This is a genomic window from Pseudomonas sp. GW822-FHT06B12, assembly GCF_058799675.1.
Map to the genome: position 1 here is coordinate 64860 of NZ_JBXALR010000011.1, position 17962 is coordinate 82821.

Genomic DNA, 17962 nt, shown 5'->3' on the forward strand with positions numbered 1-17962 from the left:
AGACGCGATTTACTCTGAGCGAATTAACTACTACAATTTTTCTTGCCTGCGCTAGATTGACAGGTGAGCCAATAACACCGAGTCGCTACAAGGCTCTTGGCTTATAGCTTTGTTGGCGGTTGGTATCAGCCAAACACACTATTGGAGTAAAGATATTGTCCAGACTCGCTGAATTTCGTGCCGCTGAAAAGGCCCTTCAAGAACAGCTCGCGCAGCTGGAATCGCTGAAGAACGACGCCGGGCTCAAGAAAGAAATCGAATTCGAAGAAAAGCTCCAGGGGCTGATGAAATCCTACGGCAAGAGCCTGCGCGACATCATCGCCATCCTCGACCCGAATCCGAAGTCCAGCCTCCAGCAGGCCGCCGCACCTAAAACTCGCCGCGCCCGCGTGGTCAAGGTTTATCAAAACCCGCACACCGGTGAATTGATCGAAACCAAGGGCGGCAATCACCGCGGCCTGAAAGCCTGGAAGGAACAATATGGTGCGAGCACCGTTGACTCCTGGCTGCGCGCTTAAGCTTCCCTGCGCCCCTCCAAAAGCCCTGCCTGTGCAGGGCTTTTTTATGCCCAACCAGACTTGATGCAACGATGATCGGCGATCTAGTTGGAAACGACCGACAAATATCGTCGGTGCCTGGCACAACTTTATGCTTAATCCCTTTGGATATTGAGCAATAACCCTCGGCACTGAAAGCGTGCAGGCGTCGTGCACTACTAAAGTTTCAAACTGTTTCGCGCATCGCGTATTTCATCCTGACTTGCCGCATAAACCTCGGCCTGACCTGCGTAGGAAAAAACATAGGCTTTATCGGCATCTAGCGCTGCGACTAATGTTTGCGACAACACATGCCGCCCATTCTGGGTGACCGTACAGGTGGTTTCCAGCGCTTGCAGGCGGCTCAATGTAGCGGGGTGAATTTTGTTGCAAACACTTTGATAGCCGCCCTGAAAAAAATCCTTTTGTACGGACTTGCGCATTTCCAGCAGCACACCCTGTAAATTGACTTCATGCCCGGGCTCAACCTCGGTCATGGTCAACTCCATGACCAGGACAGGATCACCGTTTGCATCGTTTTTCACTGCCCGCTGCCTGGAAACCTTGGCCGGTGTTTGAGTTGTCGCATTATCTTGAGGCAATACTTGTACTTCCCAGCCGGTGGGCCAGGTGATCTCGGGAAGCACCGTCTCGGCGCTGGCAACCGCCGAAAACAGGCAGGTCAAAACAAACAGATAGCGATACGGTCGAATCATTGCACTAAACACTGGCGGGGCGAGCGTTAAAGTCTGAGCCCAGCCACGCCACCAGGCAATAGCTGAAGGTTTTGCTTTGGCGCAACGCGGGCCCTTGCGTATCATTGGCGCACTGCAAAACTGCTTTCCGGAGGGCCCATGAGCCTGCACGAACTGAATACGTTCCCCGGCGTTACCGCCCAACCTGACACCGCCACGCAACAATTCGTCTTCAACCACACCATGTTGCGGGTCAAGGACATCACCAAGTCGCTGGACTTTTACACGCGCATCCTCGGCTTTACGCTGGTGGAAAAGCGCGATTTCCCGGAAGCCGAGTTCAGCCTGTACTTCCTGGCGCTGGTCGATAAAAACCAGATCCCGGCCGACGCCGCCGCACGCACCGAGTGGATGAAATCGATTCCCGGCATTCTTGAGCTGACGCACAACCACGGCACGGAGAACGACACGGATTTCGCCTACCACAACGGCAACACCGACCCTCGCGGTTTCGGCCATATCTGCATTTCGGTGCCAGACATTCGTGCCGCGTGCGAGCGCTTCGAAGCCCTGGGCTGCGATTTCCAGAAACGCCTGAACGACGGCCGCATGAAGAGCCTGGCCTTCATCAAGGACCCGGATGCGTACTGGGTTGAAATCATTCAGCCGGCACCGTTGTAAAGCTCACCGAAAATCCAGTGTGGGAGCGAGCTTGCTCGCGATAGCGCCCTGACATTCAACATGGATGTTGAATGTGATGACCCCATCGCGAGCAAGCTCGCTCCCACAAAGATCAATCCATCATCTGGATTGTGTGAGACACACAAAACCCCATGATCGCTCATGGGGTTTTGTGTTTTCAGCGTTGACGTTTACGCAGGTGCAGACGTGCGAATCAGGTGATCGAAAGCGCTCAGCGATGCCTTGGCACCCTCGCCTACCGCAATCACGATCTGCTTGTACGGCACGGTCGTTACGTCACCGGCAGCGAACACACCCGGTATCGATGTCTCACCACGGTTGTCGACGATGATCTCGCCGCGCGGCGACAGCTCTATGGTGCCTTTGAGCCAATCGGTGTTCGGCAGTAAACCGATCTGCACGAAGATCCCTTCCAGCTCGACGCTCAAGACTTCGCCTGACTGACGATCCTTGTAACGCAACCCGTTGACCTTCTGACCGTCGCCGGTCACTTCAGTGGTCTGGGCGCTGGTGATGACAGTCACGTTTGGCAGGCTGTGCAATTTGCGCTGCAACACCGCGTCGGCACGCAACTGCACGTCGAACTCCAGCAGGGTCACGTGGGCAACGATACCGGCCAGGTCGATGGCCGCTTCGACGCCCGAGTTGCCGCCACCAATCACCGCAACGCGTTTGCCTTTGAACAGCGGGCCGTCGCAGTGCGGGCAGTACGCCACACCTTTGTTGCGATATTGTTGCTCGCCCGGGACGTTCATTTCACGCCAGCGAGCACCGGTCGCAAGGATCACGGTCCTGGCTTTCAGTGAAGCACCGCTGGCGAATTTGATCTCGTGCAACTCGCCGCTCTTGCCCGGCAGCAGCTTATCGGCGCGTTGCAGGTTCATGATGTCGACGTCGTACTGCTTGACGTGTTCTTCCAGCGCGACAGCGAGCTTCGGCCCTTCCGTCTCCTGTACCGATATGAAGTTTTCGATGGCCATGGTGTCCAGCACCTGCCCACCAAAACGTTCGGCCGCAACGCCAGTACGAATGCCTTTACGGGCGGCGTAGATTGCCGCCGAAGCACCGGCCGGACCACCGCCGACGACCAGCACGTCAAAGGCTTCTTTGGCGCTGATTTTCTCGGCCTGACGCTCGATGGCGCTGGTGTCGATCCTGGCGATGATTTCTTCCAGGCCCATGCGTCCCTGACCGAAGTTCACACCGTTCAGGTAAACGCTTGGTACGGCCATGATCTGACGATCGTTGACCTCGTCCTGGAACAACGCGCCGTCGATGGCGACGTGACGGATGTTCGGGTTCAGCACCGCCATCAGGTTCAGCGCCTGGACCACGTCCGGGCAGTTCTGACACGACAGCGAGAAGTAGGTCTCGAAGTTGAACTCGCCTTTGAGCGAGCGGATCTGTTCGATCACCTCACTACTGGCCTTCGAAGGGTGACCGCCGACTTGCAGCAAGGCCAATACCAGCGAAGTGAATTCGTGGCCCATGGGGATACCGGCGAAACGCAGGCTGATATCGCTTCCCGGGCGATTCAACGAGAACGATGGCTTACGTGCATCGGTACCGTTGTCGAGCAAGGTAATCTGCTGGGAAAGACTGGCAATGTCTTTGAGTAACGCGAGCATTTCCTGGGATTTCGCACCGTCGTCGAGGGAGGCGACGATCTCAATCGGCTGGGTGACCCGTTCCAGGTATGACTTCAACTGAGCTTTAAGATTGGCGTCCAACATACGGGCGATTTCCATTTTGAATAGTGTAGAAAAAACAACGCCCGGGCTGTCGCCTGTACGGCGAGTTCGTTAGATCAAGTTCGGATGCCGGAAGTCCAGAGCCAAGGCGCCGCGACGACTCATAGCCCGCTATGGGGAGGAGCGGCAACGCAGGATATGGGCTGCCGGCATCCGAAATTGACTAACAGAACTCGCCACACAGGCGACCAACTCGCCCAGGCGTTTTTTGGGGCGATGCGGTTTACGTGCTTAAGAGCTCATCGCCCTCGATCGACTCACAGACTCAGATCTTGCCGACCAGGTCCAGGGACGGAGCCAGGGTGGCTTCGCCTTCTTTCCACTTGGCTGGGCAGACTTGGCCTGGGTGAGCAGCGACATACTGAGCCGCCTTGATTTTGCGCAGCAGCTCGGAAGCGTCACGGCCAACGCCGCCGTCGTTCAGCTCGACGATTTTGATCTGGCCTTCCGGATTGATCACGAAGGTGCCACGGTCTGCCAGGCCAGCTTCTTCGATCAGCACGTCGAAGTTGCGGGAGATCACGTGGGTCGGGTCACCAATCATGGTGTACTTGATTTTGCCGATTGCTGGCGAGGTGTTGTGCCATGCAGCGTGGGCAAAGTGGGTGTCGGTCGACACGCTGTAGATTTCTACGCCGAGTTTCTGGAACGTATCGTAGTTGTCAGCCAGGTCTTCCAGCTCGGTTGGGCAAACGAAGGTGAAGTCAGCCGGGTAGAAGAACACGACAGACCATTTGCCTTTCAGATCGGCGTCCGACACTTGGACGAAGTCGCCGTTTTTGTACGCAGTAGCTTTGAATGGTTTTACTTGGCTGTTGATGATAGGCATCGTTGATTCTCCATCAGGGTTGAAAAGTTGATGAGGTGAATCCTACCCACCCGATCGCCTGATGGCTCATTGGCAAACCTGATGCTGCTAATTGGTTTTCGCTATTAGCCAGCACTATCAATAGAAGAAAACCGTATTTATTCGCCAACAGCCTTTTCAGCGATACGGGGGTATCCCGAGAAACGGGCTGGCTTCACCATAGCGCATGGCAGACTTCACAGCCTTCCAGCCCACATAACTCATCAACGATTTCAAATCCCAGACACTGCGATGGGCCCACGCCGCACTGTGGGAGCGAGCCTGCTCGCGATAGCGGTTTCACACTCAGCCTTGAAGTTGAATGTGCTGGCCTCATCGCGAGCAGGCTCGCTCCCACATTTGATCTGAGGTGTTCACCAAGGATCTGGAACTGCGGGCCACAAAAGCCGAAGCCAGCCTTGGAAGCGCTGCATCTGGCGTCCGCCATTAATGCGGAGCCAGACGCAGCGTCAGAAGCACTGTAGGACGATTAACCCGCTACCGGCGTGCGCATGGTGACGAATTCTTCGGCAGCAGTAGGATGCACGCCGATGGTTTCGTCGAAATCGCGCTTGGTGGCGCCAGCCTTCAAGGCAATCGCCAGGCCCTGAACGATCTCGCCCGCTTCCGGACCGACCATGTGGCAACCCAGAACCTTGTCGGTCTTGGCGTCCACCACCAATTTCATCAGCGTGCGCTCCTGGCACTCGGTCATGGTCAGCTTCATCGGCCGGAAACGGCTTTCGAAAATCTGTACCTCATAGCCTTCTTCCCTGGCCTGCTCTTCACTCAGGCCAACGGTGCCGATGTTCGGCAAGCTGAATACCGCCGTGGGAATCATCTTGTAGTCGACCAGACGATACTGCTCAGGCTTGAACAGCCGACGCGCCACCGCCATGCCTTCAGCCAGGGCTACCGGCGTCAGTTGCACGCGACCAATCACATCGCCAATCGCCAGGATCGACGGCTCGGCGGTTTGATACTGCTCGTCGACTTCGACAAAGCCTTTCTTGTCGAGCGTGACCCTGGTGTTCTCCAACCCCAGGTTGTCGACCATTGGACGCCGCCCCGTAGCGTAGAACACGCAGTCCGCCTGCAACTCGCGGCCATCCTTGAGGGTCACGTTCAAACTGCCGTCGGCCTGCTTTTCGATGCGCTCGATGTCGGCATTGAATTGCAGATTCATCCCGCGCTTGGTCAGCTCCTCCTGCAAATGCTTGCGCACCGAACCATCAAAGCCGCGCAGGAACAGTTCACCGCGATACAACAACGTGGTGTCAGCACCCAGCCCGTGGAAAATCCCGGCGAACTCTACGGCGATATAGCCGCCGCCGACCACCAGAACGCGCTTGGGCAGCTCTTTGAGGAAAAATGCCTGATTGGAGCTGATGGCGTGCTCATGCCCCGGAATCTCGGGGATCTGCGGCCAGCCGCCCGTGGCAACCAGAATGTGCTTGGCGGTATGCCGCTCGCCATTGATCTCGACCTCATGCGGGCCAACGATTTTCGCGTGGCCTTCATGCAAGGTCACACCGCTTCCGACCAGCAGGTTGCGGTAGATACCGTTCAAACGATTGATCTCGCGATCCTTGTTGGCAATCAGCGTTGCCCAATCGAAATTCGCCTCGCCCAACGACCAGCCAAAGCCCTGCGACTGCTCGAAGTCTTCGGCGAAATGCGCCCCGTAGACCAGCAGTTTTTTCGGAACACAACCAACATTAACGCAGGTCCCGCCCAGATAACGGCTCTCGGCCACTGCCACTTTCGCGCCAAAACCTGCAGCGAAGCGCGCTGCTCGTACACCACCGGAACCGGCGCCAATCACATAAAGGTCAAAATCGTAGGCCATTTTCAATCTCCTCGGCAGGCCACAAGCATACCCGCTGCAGCTTTCTCGGTCAGCGCTGCGAATTACATGGGGCCGGAAAATGAAAAAGCCACCCGAAGGTGGCTTTTCAGAACAAAACAGCGAAGCGCTTTTAGTAAGCCTTGCCAGTCTTGTAGAAGTGTTCGAAGCAGAAGTTGGTTGCTTCGATGTAGCCTTCAGCGCCACCGCAGTCGAAACGCGTGCCTTTGAACTTGTAGGCAATCACGCAACCGTCTTGCGCCTGTTTCATCAGGGCGTCGGTGATCTGGATCTCGCCGCCTTTGCCCGGATCGGTTTCTTCGATCAGCTTGAAGATGTCCGGAGTCAGGATGTAACGACCGATGATCGCGAGGTTGGATGGAGCATCTTCCGGCTTTGGCTTCTCGACCATGTTGCGGACGCGGTACAGGTCATCACCGATCAGATCGCCAGCGATTACGCCGTATTTGTGGGTTTCCTGCGGGTCGACTTCCTGGATCGCGACGATGGTGCAACGGTACTGTTTGTACAGTTTGACCATCTGGGTCAGTACGCCGTCGCCTTCCAGGTTGACGCACAAGTCGTCCGCCAGAACGACCGCGAACGGTTCGTCGCCGATCAATGGACGGCCGGTCAGAATCGCGTGACCCAGACCTTTCATTTCGGTTTGACGGGTGTAGGAGAACGAGCACTCGTCGAGCAGCTTGCGGATACCGACCAGGTACTTCTCTTTGTCAGTACCTTTGATCTGATTTTCCAGCTCGTAGCTGATGTCGAAGTGGTCTTCCAGGGCGCGCTTGCCACGACCGGTAACGATGGAGATTTCTGTCAAACCAGCGTCCAGCGCTTCTTCAACGCCGTACTGGATCAGTGGCTTGTTCACCACCGGCAGCATTTCTTTAGGCATGGCTTTAGTCGCTGGCAGGAAGCGAGTACCGTAACCGGCTGCTGGGAACAAGCATTTCTTGATCATAAAAGTCCTTAAAAGGGCTGTGTGTACGAGTTTCGGCGCAGTCTAATCAGGCGGCGAGCACCTTACAATGCCCCACACTGGCTAACCGATGCCATCATAGAGAAATATTCCAGCGGATAGTTCCGCAGCGACACAGATTAGCCTCCAGGCTAACGCGTACGGAACAACGCAAAGGCTTCACTTTAGACCAGTGAACGCACCCCGGCACTTTTCCAGTTATCATTGCGCGACTGAACCAGCCAACGAGGCAGATAGATGTCGGCAGCAAAAAGCGTGAACGGTTACCTGATCAATCAGGCCAAAGATGGCCAATGGTGGGTCGACAGCACCAGTGGCGAAAACATCGCCGGGCCCTTCCCCACAGAAGCATTGGCGATTGAAGTGGCCTCGGTGCTGCAAGACACCCCGCCCGCACCCAAGCGGCGCGGCGCCAAGCCTGAGTAACGCGCGTTTCCCAGGGTCTCTGGAGAGCCCTGCCAACGTGCAGGGCTTTTTGGTGTTTGCCTGTACCGACATGGCTGTTCGCTATAGCATCTCGCTGCAGGGCGACTCGTGCCCTCTTCACCCTTTTCACTCGATGACGACCATTCCATGAAAAAATATCTGGCTCTGATTGCGGTGTTGGCTTTGAGCGGTTGCGCCACCGCGTCCAAAACCTATCTGGATAACGGCGAACAAGGCCTGTCGATCGACTGTTCGGGTGAAGCCAATTCGTGGGCCAAATGCTATGAAATGGCTGATGCGTCCTGCGCCGGAACCGGCTATCGGATTATTGGCACCGATGGCACGCCAGCTACCAAGGAAAGCGACAAGACCTTGGGCGTCGATGTTGGCAACTTCAAGAGCCGCAGTGTCGTAGTGGTGTGCAAGTAACCGGCAAAACGTTGTTGGCCGTTACATGTGAATTTCAGCGAATTTGATCCCCAGGCCACGCACCGTCTCGATCAAATCGTCCAGCCGACTGAAGGATTCGACCTCGTCGTTTTCATCCACCAGGAAAAAGCTGCGCCCTGCACTTTTCTTGAAGAACACAATCCATTCGCCGGAGTTTGCCGGATTTTGAATCACATGGGTCGCAGAGATGTGCCCCTCTGCATGCCGCTCTCTTACTTGCTCTCGCTTCATTGGCCACTCCAAAAATGACAATGCCGTCCAAGCCCGAGACTGGACGGCATTCCTGCTGATCGACGACAGTTTATCGGACGATACGGTCAATCAGCTAATTTCAAACTCAGCGAGCGAGGGGGAATCGCCAAAAAAACTATGAGCCGGAAATGCACTTGTTGGCCGCATCCTGCACATCTCCAGGCCGAATTGGCACATTGGACATACTTTCGTGGAGCTTGATGCTACTTCCGCCGGATCGCTCTTCGATGTCAAACACTGCAGCCGGACTCGCAGACAGTTTTCCCGCAACAATGACCCGGACGCCGTCCTTGTTGTAGGGCTCCATTTGCACAGCCCCTCGGGTACTGGCCAAATGCTTGGCCACGCAGTCGGCATACGCTTGAGGTTTTTTCCCCGAGATTACATTCATGGTCGGCAGCGTCTGACTAATGTCCGAGACTGTCGCACAACCACTCATCGCCAACGCCAGCACCAAAACGCCCCACTTCATACAAATCCTCCGATAAAGACCCTCCGACAGCACAAATACTGTTTTTCTCCGGGGACCGCTGCTTTATCACTCATAAAAGCCCGAATAACTGTTTTTAATTGTCAAAGCAGCCTGCGGCAGCCCAATAATAAACCGTTCGTGCTGATAAACTGCGTCATTGCCCATGCTATCGTTTTGATTTTGTAGAAAAAGCCCTTCTGGAGGCGCCCCAATGAAATTTATCCACCAGCGCGAGCACCTCAACGAAGATGACATTGTCGTCATTCAATGCTCCCAAATGTGCAACATCCGCCTGATGAACGACGCCAATTTTCGCAGTTTCAAGAATGGCGGCCGTCACACCTACCACGGCGGCGCATTCGACACCTTCCCTGCGAAGATCACCGCGCCAAGCACCGGTTTCTGGAACATCACCATCGACACGGTCAACCGCCGGCCGATCAGCGTGACCCGCAAACCGACCCTGACTCACTCGATCAAAATCATCCGTCGGTCCAGCTCGAAACTCAGCTGAGGCCCCAGCCCGCACTGCGACAGACAGGTACGACCGTGGCTCAAACGACCAAATACGTCATCAAATACAAACTCAACGGCGAGCGTCGCTTCGAATTCGCCCAGCTTGAGAATGGCACCGAAGCAGAGGCCAAGGCCGCGCTCGCCGCCATTCATGGCGATACGTCAGACATCATCAGCGATATCAGCGTGAGCAAAGCGCTGTAACGCTGACAAGCAAGGGCGGATGATATTATGCGCCCTGAAAGCTTCTCGACAACCACTCCGGAGTTCGACCGCAAGCACCGGAGTGTCGCCCACCCTTGAGCTCCCTAGACTGGCAAACCTCAACCTTGAGTTCAGGAGCCGGAACATGCCCACTTCTTCGCAGCACAACGCCCCCGTAGCGCGTTATATCGACGGCGTCTGTGCGATCGCCGAACACTCTCTGACCTCGCGTATCAATGCACTGGATTGGCCTTCCCTGGAGCAAGACCTCGACCGGGACGGCTGCGCGACGATCAAAGGACTGCTGAGCCCTGAGCAATGTGAAGACCTCAGCGCACTCTACGCTCAGCCTGCGCTTTTCCGCTCGCAAGTGATCATGGCCCGGCATGGTTTCGGGCGCGGCGAATACAAGTATTTCAGATACCCGCTGCCTGGCATCGTTGCTCGCCTGCGCGGCACGCTGTACCCAAGGCTTGTCCCGCTGGCCAACCTCTGGAATGAACGGATGGACTTGCCCAGCCGCTTTCCCATGGAGCACGCAGCCTTCCTGCAACGCTGTCATGACGCAGGACAGGAGCGCCCTACGCCGCTGTTGCTGCAATATGGTCCGCAGGACTACAACTGTTTGCATCAGGATCTGTACGGCGAACATGTGTTCCCGCTGCAAGTGGCGATTTTGCTGTCAGCCCCCGGCGAAGACTTTACCGGTGGAGAGTTCGTGCTCACCGAACAGCGCCCGCGGATGCAATCACGGCCCATGGTGATGAGCCTGGAGAAAGGCGATGCGCTGATCTTTGCCGTGCATCAGCGCCCGGTCAAAGGTGTTCGCGGTTATTACCGGGTTAACTTGCGCCACGGTGTCAGTCGCCTGCACAGCGGCAAACGGCATACCCTTGGAGTGATCTTTCACGATGCGCAGTAACGCGATGCCCCCAGCCACCTTCGATCTGTTTGCCGGCGAAGATCAGCAACCGGCCAGGACCGAGCAAATCGGCGAACAATCCTTCGTTCTCCGAGGCTTCGCCCTGCCCTGGGTGGAGCGATTGCTGCCGGCATTGGAGAAGATTTTACTGGCCGCACCGTTTCGGCAAATGATCACCCCTGGCGGTTTCACCATGTCTGTCGGCTTGAGCAGCTGCGGCACGCTGGGCTGGACCACCGATCGCAGCGGCTATCGCTACACTCGCATCGATCCTGTCAGCGGTGAGCCTTGGCCGGCCATGCCAGAGGTCTTTCGGGAGCTGGCACAGGCAGCCGCACGAGAAGCCGGCTTCCAGCACTTTGAGCCCGATGCGTGCCTGATCAACCATTATCTACCGGGAGCCAGGATGTCGTTGCATCAAGACAAGGATGAACGCTCCTACGAGCCGCCGATTGTTTCGGTGTCCCTCGGGTTGCCGGCGATGTTCCTGTTCGGGGGATTTGCGCGTAGCGACAAAAGTCAGCGAGTGCCGCTGTTTCACGGTGACATCGTGGTATGGGGCGGCGTGGATCGCTTGCGTTATCACGGCGTGCTGCCGCTCAAGGAAGGTCATCACTCACGATTGGGCGCACAACGGATCAACTTCACGTTCCGCACCGCGGGATGAAACCCGGAGTTTGACCGCAAGCGCCGGAGTGTCCGCATCGCCCGCAGTCGCTAGGCTGAACTGAACCTTCAACCGGTAACACCTCATGACCACTGCCAAACCCACCACAGAGCAAGACCCCCGCTGGTCCGCGGTACTGGCTCGCGACCCGCGTGCTGACGGTCAATTTGTTTACGCGGTGAAAACCACCGGGATCTATTGCCGCCCCAGTAGCCTGGCGCGCCTGCCGAAACCGGAAAACGTCGAGTTCTTCGACACCGAGGAACAGGCTCAGGCTGCCGGTTATCGCCCGAGCAAACGCGCGGCGGCAGACCAGACCCATCTCGCCGCACAGCACGCGACATTGGTTGCAGCAGCCTGCCGGCAGATCGAGTCCGCCGAGACGTTGCCCAGCTTGAACGAGCTGGCAGAAGCCGCGCGAATGAGCGCCTTCCACTTTCACCGGGTGTTCAAAGCGGTCACCGGCCTGACGCCCAAGGGTTACGCCACCGCACAGCGTTCACGCAAGGTTCGTCAGCGCCTGGAGGTCGCAGGCTCGGTGACTGACGCGCTGTATGACGCAGGCTTCAATTCCAACAGCCGCTTCTACGAGTCAGCCGACCACCTGCTCGGCATGAAGCCCAGCGACTACCGTGCCGCGGGCCAGAACACCGACATCCGCTTTGCCGTCGGTCAATGTTCGCTGGGGGCGATTCTGGTGGCGCAAAGTCAACGCGGGGTGTGCGCAATCCTTTTGGGGGATGATCCCCACGCGCTAGTCTGCGACCTGCAAGACAAGTTCCGCCAAGCCAACCTGATTGGCGCCGACCATGACTTCGAACAACTGATTGCCAAAGTGGTGGGTTTCATCGAAGCCCCGGCGCTTGGCCTGGACTTGCCGCTGGATGTGCGCGGCACGGCGTTTCAGGAGCGGGTGTGGATGGCGTTGCGGGATATTCCGGCGGGCAGCACTGCCAGTTACGCCGAAATTGCCCAACGCATCGGCGCCCCGAAGTCTTTCCGGGCCGTGGCCCAGGCCTGTGGCGCCAATACTCTCGCAGTGGCCATTCCCTGCCACCGAGTGGTGCGCAGCGATGGCAACCTCTCGGGTTATCGCTGGGGTGTGGAGCGCAAGCGTCAACTGCTTGCGTGGGAAACCCAATCTCAAAAAATGCCGATGTGTACTGCCACTGACTCAGGGCCGGTATAGGCTTCAAAATCGGTGACAAATCGGCGTTTGACCTGCGGATTGGCTTCGAAATACGCCCAGACGCTGCCCCACGCCTCGATCACACTGCCCGGCATCGCCCCCTTCGCCTCGAAAACCAGATACTGGCCGCCCTGCACCTCAATGGTTTCGTAACCGGGGGCGGCTTCACTGACCGCCACCCCGGCCATCACATCGAAAGATCCCGAGGCATCGGACTCATAGCTGGAGTACACCCCGTAAGCCGGTGAGTCCGGTTTCTTGTTGGCAATCTTGTCAAACAGCCCATCGACAAAAAATCGCTGCCACATCGGGCCGATTCTGGCGGTAGTTGCCTGCTGCTCGGCACTGTTGAGCGTACGTACACGCAGTCCCGACACGCGGAATGGTGAAATCTCGAGTTGCTTCAAATCCATGGAACAATTCCTCCGTAGTTAACGATTCACATCCACCACAACCCGACCACGCAACTGGCCGGCCAGCAACCGCGACGCTGCTTCAATCGCTTCGCTCAAACCAATTTCATGACTGATCAGCGGCAACAAAGCGAAATCCAGATCCTTGGCCAGACGATCCCAGGCAACGATGCGGTTGGCTTTGGGCTGGGTCACGCTGTTGATCCCGGCCAAGGTGACGCCGCGCAAAATGAACGGCGCAACGGACGCCGGAAAATCCATGCCTTGCGCCAAACCGCATGCGGCCACGGTGCCATTGGCCCGAGTGCTGGCACAAGCGTTGGCCAAGGTGTGGCTGCCGACCGAGTCAATCACCGCCGCCCAACGCTCCTTCGCCAACGGTTTGCCCGGTTCGGAAAGACTGGCGCGGTCGATGATCTCGCTGGCACCCAGTTGCTTCAGGTACGCGTGTTCCGAGGTGCGGCCGGTGGAGGCAACCACCCGATAACCCAGTTTGGCCAGCAGTGCGATGGCGAAACTGCCGACGCCACCGTTGGCGCCCGTGACCAGCACTTCACCTTGCTGCGGGGTCACGCCGTTACGCTCCAGTGCCAGAATGCTCAGCATCGCCGTGTAACCGGCCGTGCCGATCGCCATGGCCTGGGCCTCGGTGAACGCCGCAGGCAACGGGATAAGCCAATCGCCATCGAGCCGCGCCTTCTGCGCCAGCCCACCCCAATGACCTTCACCCACGCCCCAGCCATTGAGCAACACCTTGTCGCCGGCCTTGAAATCCGGATGGCTGCTGGCGTCGACCGTACCTGCCAGATCGATCCCCGGCACCATCGGGAATTTGCGTACCACGGGACTTGCACCGGTAATCGCCAGGCCGTCCTTGAAGTTCAGCGTGCTGTACGCCACGCGAACCGTGACATTGCCGTCGGGCAACTGATCTTCGCCGATTTCCCGGAGATTGGCGCGGTAACCGCTGTCATCTTTCTCAATCAAAATGCCGTTGAACATGGTTGTCTCCTGACTTGATCGTTAGTCGAAGGGCGAGCCCGAACGAACACCTTCGCAGCCGTTGCACAAAAAAGCCATGACCGAGGGCTACGTTTTTTTGCTCTTCACCTGCGCCTAAAGGCCACTATCCTTGTGGCGGCGACTCCTGTTACAAAATCCGCTCTTGTCATGAAGAGGACGTCCCAATGAGCCAGTGGCCTGACACGCGCATTCTTGATCTGCTCGGTATCGAATTGCCGATTATCCAGGCCCCCATGGCCGGCGCCAACGGATCGGCCATGGTCATCGCGGCCAGCAATGCCGGGGCTCTCGGCTCAATGCCCGCGGCCATGCTCAGCGTCGAACAATTGCGCGAAGAGCTGAAGATCATTCGCCAACACAGCCAGCGCCCGTTCAATGTGAACTTCTTCTGCCATCAACCACCGCTGGCCGATGAGCAGCGCGCAGCACAATGGAAAACCCTGCTGGAACCGTATTACCGCGAACTGGGCGCTGACTTTGACGCACCGACACCGGTTTCCAACCGTGCACCGTTCGACGCCGCCGCCTGCGCGGTGGTCGAGGAGTTCCGCCCGCAGGTGGTGAGTTTTCACTTCGGCCTACCGGAAAAATCCCTGCTGGAGCGGGTCAAGGCCACGGGCGCGAAAGTCCTGTCTTCGGCGACCACTGTCGATGAGGCGATCTGGCTTGAACAGCACGGCTGCGACGCGATCATCGCCATGGGTTATGAGGCCGGCGGTCATCGCGGGATGTTTCTCAGCGATGATCTGAGCAGCCAGGTCGGCACCTTTGCCCTGGTGCCGCAAATCGTCGATGCGGTCAACGTACCGGTGATCGCCGCTGGCGGGATTGGCGATGCGCGCGGAATCGTCGCCGCATTCGCCTTGGGCGCCTCGGCGGTGCAATTGGGCACCGCCTACTTGTTTACGCCTGAAGCCAAGGTCAGTGCTTCTCATCACCGGGCACTGCGTATTGCCAAGGAAAGCGAGACGGCGCTGACCAACATTTTCAGCGGACGTCCGGCACGGGGGATTATCAATCGGGTCATGCGCGAACTCGGCCCGATCAGCCCGCAAGCACCGAGCTTCCCGCTGGCCGGCGGCGCGCTGATGCCACTGCGGGCCAAGGATGAAGCAGATTTCAGCAACCTCTGGGCCGGGCAAGCGCTGCGGCTTGGGATTGAATTACCAACCGCTGAACTGACCCGGCGGCTGGCTGACGAGGCGCTGGCATTGATGGCGCGTCGATAGCGCAAAAAGTTGTATACAATTTTCGCTCGAGGAAAGCCCGTGAGTTCCGTTCGTCGCCATTTCGCTATATATTCCGATATATAGCGTTTTGCTTCAGCCCCGGCGCAGTCGACCGACAACAACAAACTGCCCACCTCACTTGCACCTCGGAGCCGCTTCATGACTATTCGTGTCTCACGTTTTGCCCCTACTTGCCTGGCATCCTTGCTCGCCGTGTTTGCGTTTGGCTCAGCCCAGGCCGATGAAGTCCAGGTTGCGGTCGCGGCCAACTTCACCGCACCGATCCAGGCCATTGCTGCCGACTTCGAAAAAGACACTGGGCACAAACTGGTCGCCGCCTATGGCGCCACTGGCCAGTTCTATACCCAGATCAAAAACGGTGCGCCGTTCGAAGTGTTCCTGTCGGCTGACGACAGCACCCCGCAAAAACTCGAGAGCGAAGGCGACACGGTCAAGGGCTCGCGTTTCACCTACGCCATCGGCACCCTGGCGCTGTGGTCGGCCAAGGACGGTTACGTTGACGCCAAGGGCAAAGTGCTCAGCGACAACAAATATCAGCACCTGTCCATCGCCAACCCGAAAGCCGCCCCTTACGGCCTTGCTGCGACCCAGGTATTGGCCAAGCTGGGCCTGACCGACAAGGTCAAAGACAAGATCGTTGAAGGCCAGAACATCACCCAGGCCTACCAGTTCGTTTCCACCGGCAATGCTGAAATAGGCTTCGTCGCCTTGTCGCAGATCTATAAAGACGGCAAAGTCACCGGCGGTTCGGCGTGGATCGTCCCAGCCAATATGCACGACCCGATCAAACAAGACGCGGTGATCCTCAACAAAGGCAAAGACAACCCGGCCGCCAAGGCACTGGTTGCCTACCTCAAAGGGCCTAAAGCCGCTGCCGTCATCAAGTCCTACGGTTATCAACTCTAAATGACGCTATCGAGTGCCGACTTTTCCGCCATCTGGCTGACCCTCAAACTGGCGTCCCTGACGACGGTCATCCTGCTGCTCATCGGTACTCCGATTGCCTTGTGGCTGTCGCGCACCCGCTCCTGGTTGCGCGGGCCCATCGGCGCAATTGTCGCCCTGCCCCTGGTGCTACCGCCAACGGTAATCGGCTTCTATCTGCTGCTGACCCTCGGCCCTAACGGGTTCGTCGGCCAGCTCACCCAATCACTGGGGCTGGGCACTCTGACGTTCAGCTTTGCGGGGCTGGTGATCGGCTCGGTCATCTACTCGATGCCCTTTGTCGTCCAACCGTTGCAGAACGCCTTCTCGGCGATTGGCACGCGTCCGCTGGAAGTGGCCGCCACCTTGCGCGCCAACCCTTGGGACACTTTTTTCAGCGTGATCTTGCCGTTGGCCAGGCCCGGTTTTATCACCGCGGCCATTCTCGGCTTCGCCCACACCGTCGGTGAGTTCGGCGTGGTGCTGATGATCGGCGGCAATATTCCAGACAAAACCCGTGTGGTATCGGTGCAGATCTACGATCACGTCGAAGCCATGGAATATGCCCAGGCCCATTGGCTGGCCGGGGCGATGCTGGTGTTCTCATTCCTGGTCTTGCTGGCGCTGTACTCCAGCCGCAAAACCAAAGCCGGCTGGAGCTGATCGATGGCCTCAACGATTCACGCTCGACTGAAATTGAGCTATCCGGATTTTTCCCTGGACGTCGACCTGAACCTGCCCGGCCGAGGCGTGACCGCGCTGTACGGCCATTCCGGTTCGGGCAAAACCACCTGCCTGCGCTGCATCGCCGGCCTGGAAAGAGCCGAGCAAGGCTTTATCCAGATCAATGACGAAGTCTGGCAGGACAGCAGCAAAAAACTCTTTGTCGCCCCGCACAAACGAGCACTGGGCTATGTGTTTCAGGAGGCCAGTCTGTTTCCCCATCTGTCGGTGCTGGCCAATCTTGAGTTTGGCCTGCGGCGTATTCCACGCCAGCAGCGCCGGGTCGACATGCTCCACGCCACCGAACTGCTGGGAATCGGCCATTTGCTCGACCGTCATCCACAACACCTCTCGGGTGGCGAGCGCCAACGGGTCGGCATCGCCCGGGCGCTACTCACCAGCCCGAAACTGCTGTTGATGGACGAACCACTGGCAGCGCTGGATTCACAGCGCAAAAGCGAAATCCTGCCGTACCTCGAACGGCTGCACGACGAACTGGAAATCCCGGTGTTGTACGTCAGCCACTCGCAGGATGAGGTTGCGCGGCTGGCCGACCACATTGTCTTGCTCAGCTACGGCAAGGCTCTGGCCAGCGGTCCTGTCGGCGAAACCCTGGCGCGGCTCGACCTGCCACTGGCCTTGGGCGACGACGCCGGCGTGGTCATCGAGGGTCAGGTGACGGACTACGACGCCAATTACCAACTGCTGACTCTGCAACTGCCCCACAGCCAATTGAACGTGCGGGTCGCACATTCGCCTTTGGCCACGGGCAAACAGCTGCGCGTCAAAGTCCAGGCTCGAGATGTCAGCCTGAGCCTTCAGGGTGGTGAACTCAGCAGCATCCTCAATCGCCTGCCAGTGACCGTCACCAGTGAAATTTCCGCAGACAACGCCGCCCACGTGCTGGTGCGCCTGGATGCTGCCGGAACGCCGTTGCTGGCGCGCATCACCCGCTATTCCCGCGATCACCTGCAACTGCATCCCGGCCAACAACTGTGGGCGCAAATCAAGTCAGTGGCGGTCCTCGCGTAATCGGTTGACGCGCGCAACAAGACCATAACCATTGTAAGGGGATAGTCTTTTGAGCTAGTCTGGCCGCCTTTCCCCTATGCCGGACGACCTTTCGACGTGAACAACTAAGCCTTTCAAAAATGTATGCGCAA

22 protein-coding genes are annotated in these 17962 nt (G+C 57.8%); 13 read left to right on the top strand and 9 right to left on the bottom strand.

Features of this window, described 5'->3' with window-relative positions:
* The first annotated feature begins 155 nt into the window (after window positions 1-155).
* Complete coding sequence (locus AC1RKH_RS22225) at window positions 156-518, top strand: histone-like nucleoid-structuring protein, MvaT/MvaU family (RefSeq protein WP_123424846.1); 363 nt, start codon at window positions 156-158, stop codon at window positions 516-518.
* A gap of 197 nt (window positions 519-715) precedes the next feature.
* Here AC1RKH_RS22225 and AC1RKH_RS22230 read toward each other — a convergent pair whose 3' ends face one another.
* The gene (locus AC1RKH_RS22230; protein ID WP_493064173.1) at window positions 716-1252 is read right to left on the bottom strand and encodes a DUF4946 domain-containing protein; all 537 of its coding nucleotides are present in this window, start codon (window positions 1250-1252) and stop codon (window positions 716-718) included.
* Between the two features lie 138 nt (window positions 1253-1390).
* Here AC1RKH_RS22230 and gloA point away from each other — a divergent pair, with 138 nt between their 5' ends.
* Window positions 1391-1912, top strand: coding sequence for a lactoylglutathione lyase (gloA, locus tag AC1RKH_RS22235; RefSeq protein WP_493064172.1), 522 nt, complete (start codon window positions 1391-1393; stop codon window positions 1910-1912).
* A 191-nt stretch (window positions 1913-2103) separates the two neighbouring features.
* Here the strand turns inward: gloA and ahpF are convergent, their stop codons facing one another.
* The 4 genes from ahpF to galU form a co-directional block, all read right to left on the bottom strand.
* Entirely contained in the window at window positions 2104-3666 is a 1563-nt protein-coding gene (ahpF, locus tag AC1RKH_RS22240) for an alkyl hydroperoxide reductase subunit F (protein WP_493064171.1), read from the bottom strand.
* Window positions 3667-3949: 283 nt separating this feature from the next.
* The gene (gene ahpC, locus AC1RKH_RS22245; RefSeq protein ID WP_123424850.1) at window positions 3950-4513 is read right to left on the bottom strand and encodes an alkyl hydroperoxide reductase subunit C; all 564 of its coding nucleotides are present in this window, start codon (window positions 4511-4513) and stop codon (window positions 3950-3952) included.
* 508 nt (window positions 4514-5021) lie between these two features.
* Window positions 5022-6380 carry a glutathione-disulfide reductase gene (gene gorA, locus AC1RKH_RS22250; RefSeq protein WP_493064170.1) on the bottom strand — a complete coding sequence of 453 codons (1359 nt, stop codon included), beginning with the start codon at window positions 6378-6380 and terminating at the stop codon, window positions 5022-5024.
* Between the two features lie 130 nt (window positions 6381-6510).
* Window positions 6511-7350: a UTP--glucose-1-phosphate uridylyltransferase GalU gene (gene galU / locus AC1RKH_RS22255; protein WP_123424852.1), complete on the bottom strand. Its 840-nt coding sequence runs from the start codon at window positions 7348-7350 to the stop codon at window positions 6511-6513.
* Window positions 7351-7605: 255 nt separating this feature from the next.
* Between galU and AC1RKH_RS22260 the strand changes: the two genes are divergently transcribed.
* Window positions 7606-7794 (top strand): hypothetical protein, encoded by a 189-nt coding sequence (locus AC1RKH_RS22260; protein WP_123424853.1) that lies wholly within the window; start codon window positions 7606-7608, stop codon window positions 7792-7794.
* Between the two features lie 147 nt (window positions 7795-7941).
* Window positions 7942-8223 (top strand): hypothetical protein, encoded by a 282-nt coding sequence (locus AC1RKH_RS22265; RefSeq protein ID WP_123424854.1) that lies wholly within the window; start codon window positions 7942-7944, stop codon window positions 8221-8223.
* Window positions 8224-8244: 21 nt separating this feature from the next.
* Here AC1RKH_RS22265 and AC1RKH_RS22270 read toward each other — a convergent pair whose 3' ends face one another.
* Window positions 8245-8475, bottom strand: a complete 231-nt coding sequence (locus tag AC1RKH_RS22270; protein WP_123424855.1) for a hypothetical protein — start codon at window positions 8473-8475, stop codon at window positions 8245-8247.
* A 136-nt stretch (window positions 8476-8611) separates the two neighbouring features.
* Complete coding sequence (locus AC1RKH_RS22275; protein WP_493064169.1) at window positions 8612-8968, bottom strand: hypothetical protein; 357 nt, start codon at window positions 8966-8968, stop codon at window positions 8612-8614.
* Between the two features lie 211 nt (window positions 8969-9179).
* On the opposite strand from AC1RKH_RS22275, the gene AC1RKH_RS22280 reads away from it, so the two are divergent.
* From AC1RKH_RS22280 to ada, 5 genes are all read left to right on the top strand, one after another.
* The gene (locus AC1RKH_RS22280; protein ID WP_019690029.1) at window positions 9180-9482 is read left to right on the top strand and encodes a DUF1883 domain-containing protein; all 303 of its coding nucleotides are present in this window, start codon (window positions 9180-9182) and stop codon (window positions 9480-9482) included.
* Between the two features lie 35 nt (window positions 9483-9517).
* Window positions 9518-9688 (top strand): hypothetical protein, encoded by a 171-nt coding sequence (locus AC1RKH_RS22285; protein WP_493064168.1) that lies wholly within the window; start codon window positions 9518-9520, stop codon window positions 9686-9688.
* Between the two features lie 145 nt (window positions 9689-9833).
* On the top strand, window positions 9834-10610 hold the full coding sequence (locus AC1RKH_RS22290; RefSeq protein WP_493064167.1) for a 2OG-Fe(II) oxygenase: 777 nt from the start codon (window positions 9834-9836) through the stop codon (window positions 10608-10610).
* 4 nt (window positions 10611-10614) lie between these two features.
* Window positions 10615-11277 carry a DNA oxidative demethylase AlkB gene (gene alkB / locus AC1RKH_RS22295; RefSeq protein WP_493064166.1) on the top strand — a complete coding sequence of 221 codons (663 nt, stop codon included), beginning with the start codon at window positions 10615-10617 and terminating at the stop codon, window positions 11275-11277.
* A gap of 85 nt (window positions 11278-11362) precedes the next feature.
* Window positions 11363-12466 carry a bifunctional DNA-binding transcriptional regulator/O6-methylguanine-DNA methyltransferase Ada gene (gene ada / locus AC1RKH_RS22300; RefSeq protein WP_493064165.1) on the top strand — a complete coding sequence of 368 codons (1104 nt, stop codon included), beginning with the start codon at window positions 11363-11365 and terminating at the stop codon, window positions 12464-12466.
* Here ada and AC1RKH_RS22305 read toward each other — a convergent pair.
* Together AC1RKH_RS22305 and acuI are read right to left on the bottom strand one after the other, a co-directional pair.
* Window positions 12421-12879, bottom strand: coding sequence for a GyrI-like domain-containing protein (locus tag AC1RKH_RS22305; RefSeq protein WP_493064164.1), 459 nt, complete (start codon window positions 12877-12879; stop codon window positions 12421-12423). The two genes, ada and AC1RKH_RS22305, sit on opposite strands and share 46 nt — an antisense overlap.
* Before the next feature lie 18 nt (window positions 12880-12897).
* Window positions 12898-13881 carry an acrylyl-CoA reductase (NADPH) gene (gene acuI, locus AC1RKH_RS22310; protein WP_493064163.1) on the bottom strand — a complete coding sequence of 328 codons (984 nt, stop codon included), beginning with the start codon at window positions 13879-13881 and terminating at the stop codon, window positions 12898-12900.
* A 185-nt stretch (window positions 13882-14066) separates the two neighbouring features.
* On the opposite strand from acuI, the gene AC1RKH_RS22315 reads away from it, so the two are divergent.
* From AC1RKH_RS22315 to modC, 4 genes are all read left to right on the top strand, one after another.
* Window positions 14067-15131: an NAD(P)H-dependent flavin oxidoreductase gene (locus AC1RKH_RS22315; RefSeq protein ID WP_493064162.1), complete on the top strand. Its 1065-nt coding sequence runs from the start codon at window positions 14067-14069 to the stop codon at window positions 15129-15131.
* A 159-nt stretch (window positions 15132-15290) separates the two neighbouring features.
* The gene (modA, locus tag AC1RKH_RS22320) at window positions 15291-16058 is read left to right on the top strand and encodes a molybdate ABC transporter substrate-binding protein (protein WP_493064161.1); all 768 of its coding nucleotides are present in this window, start codon (window positions 15291-15293) and stop codon (window positions 16056-16058) included.
* The gene (modB, locus tag AC1RKH_RS22325; protein WP_493064160.1) at window positions 16059-16739 is read left to right on the top strand and encodes a molybdate ABC transporter permease subunit; all 681 of its coding nucleotides are present in this window, start codon (window positions 16059-16061) and stop codon (window positions 16737-16739) included.
* A gap of 3 nt (window positions 16740-16742) precedes the next feature.
* Complete coding sequence (gene modC, locus AC1RKH_RS22330; RefSeq protein WP_493064159.1) at window positions 16743-17831, top strand: molybdenum ABC transporter ATP-binding protein; 1089 nt, start codon at window positions 16743-16745, stop codon at window positions 17829-17831.
* The last annotated feature ends 131 nt before the right edge of the window (window positions 17832-17962 follow it).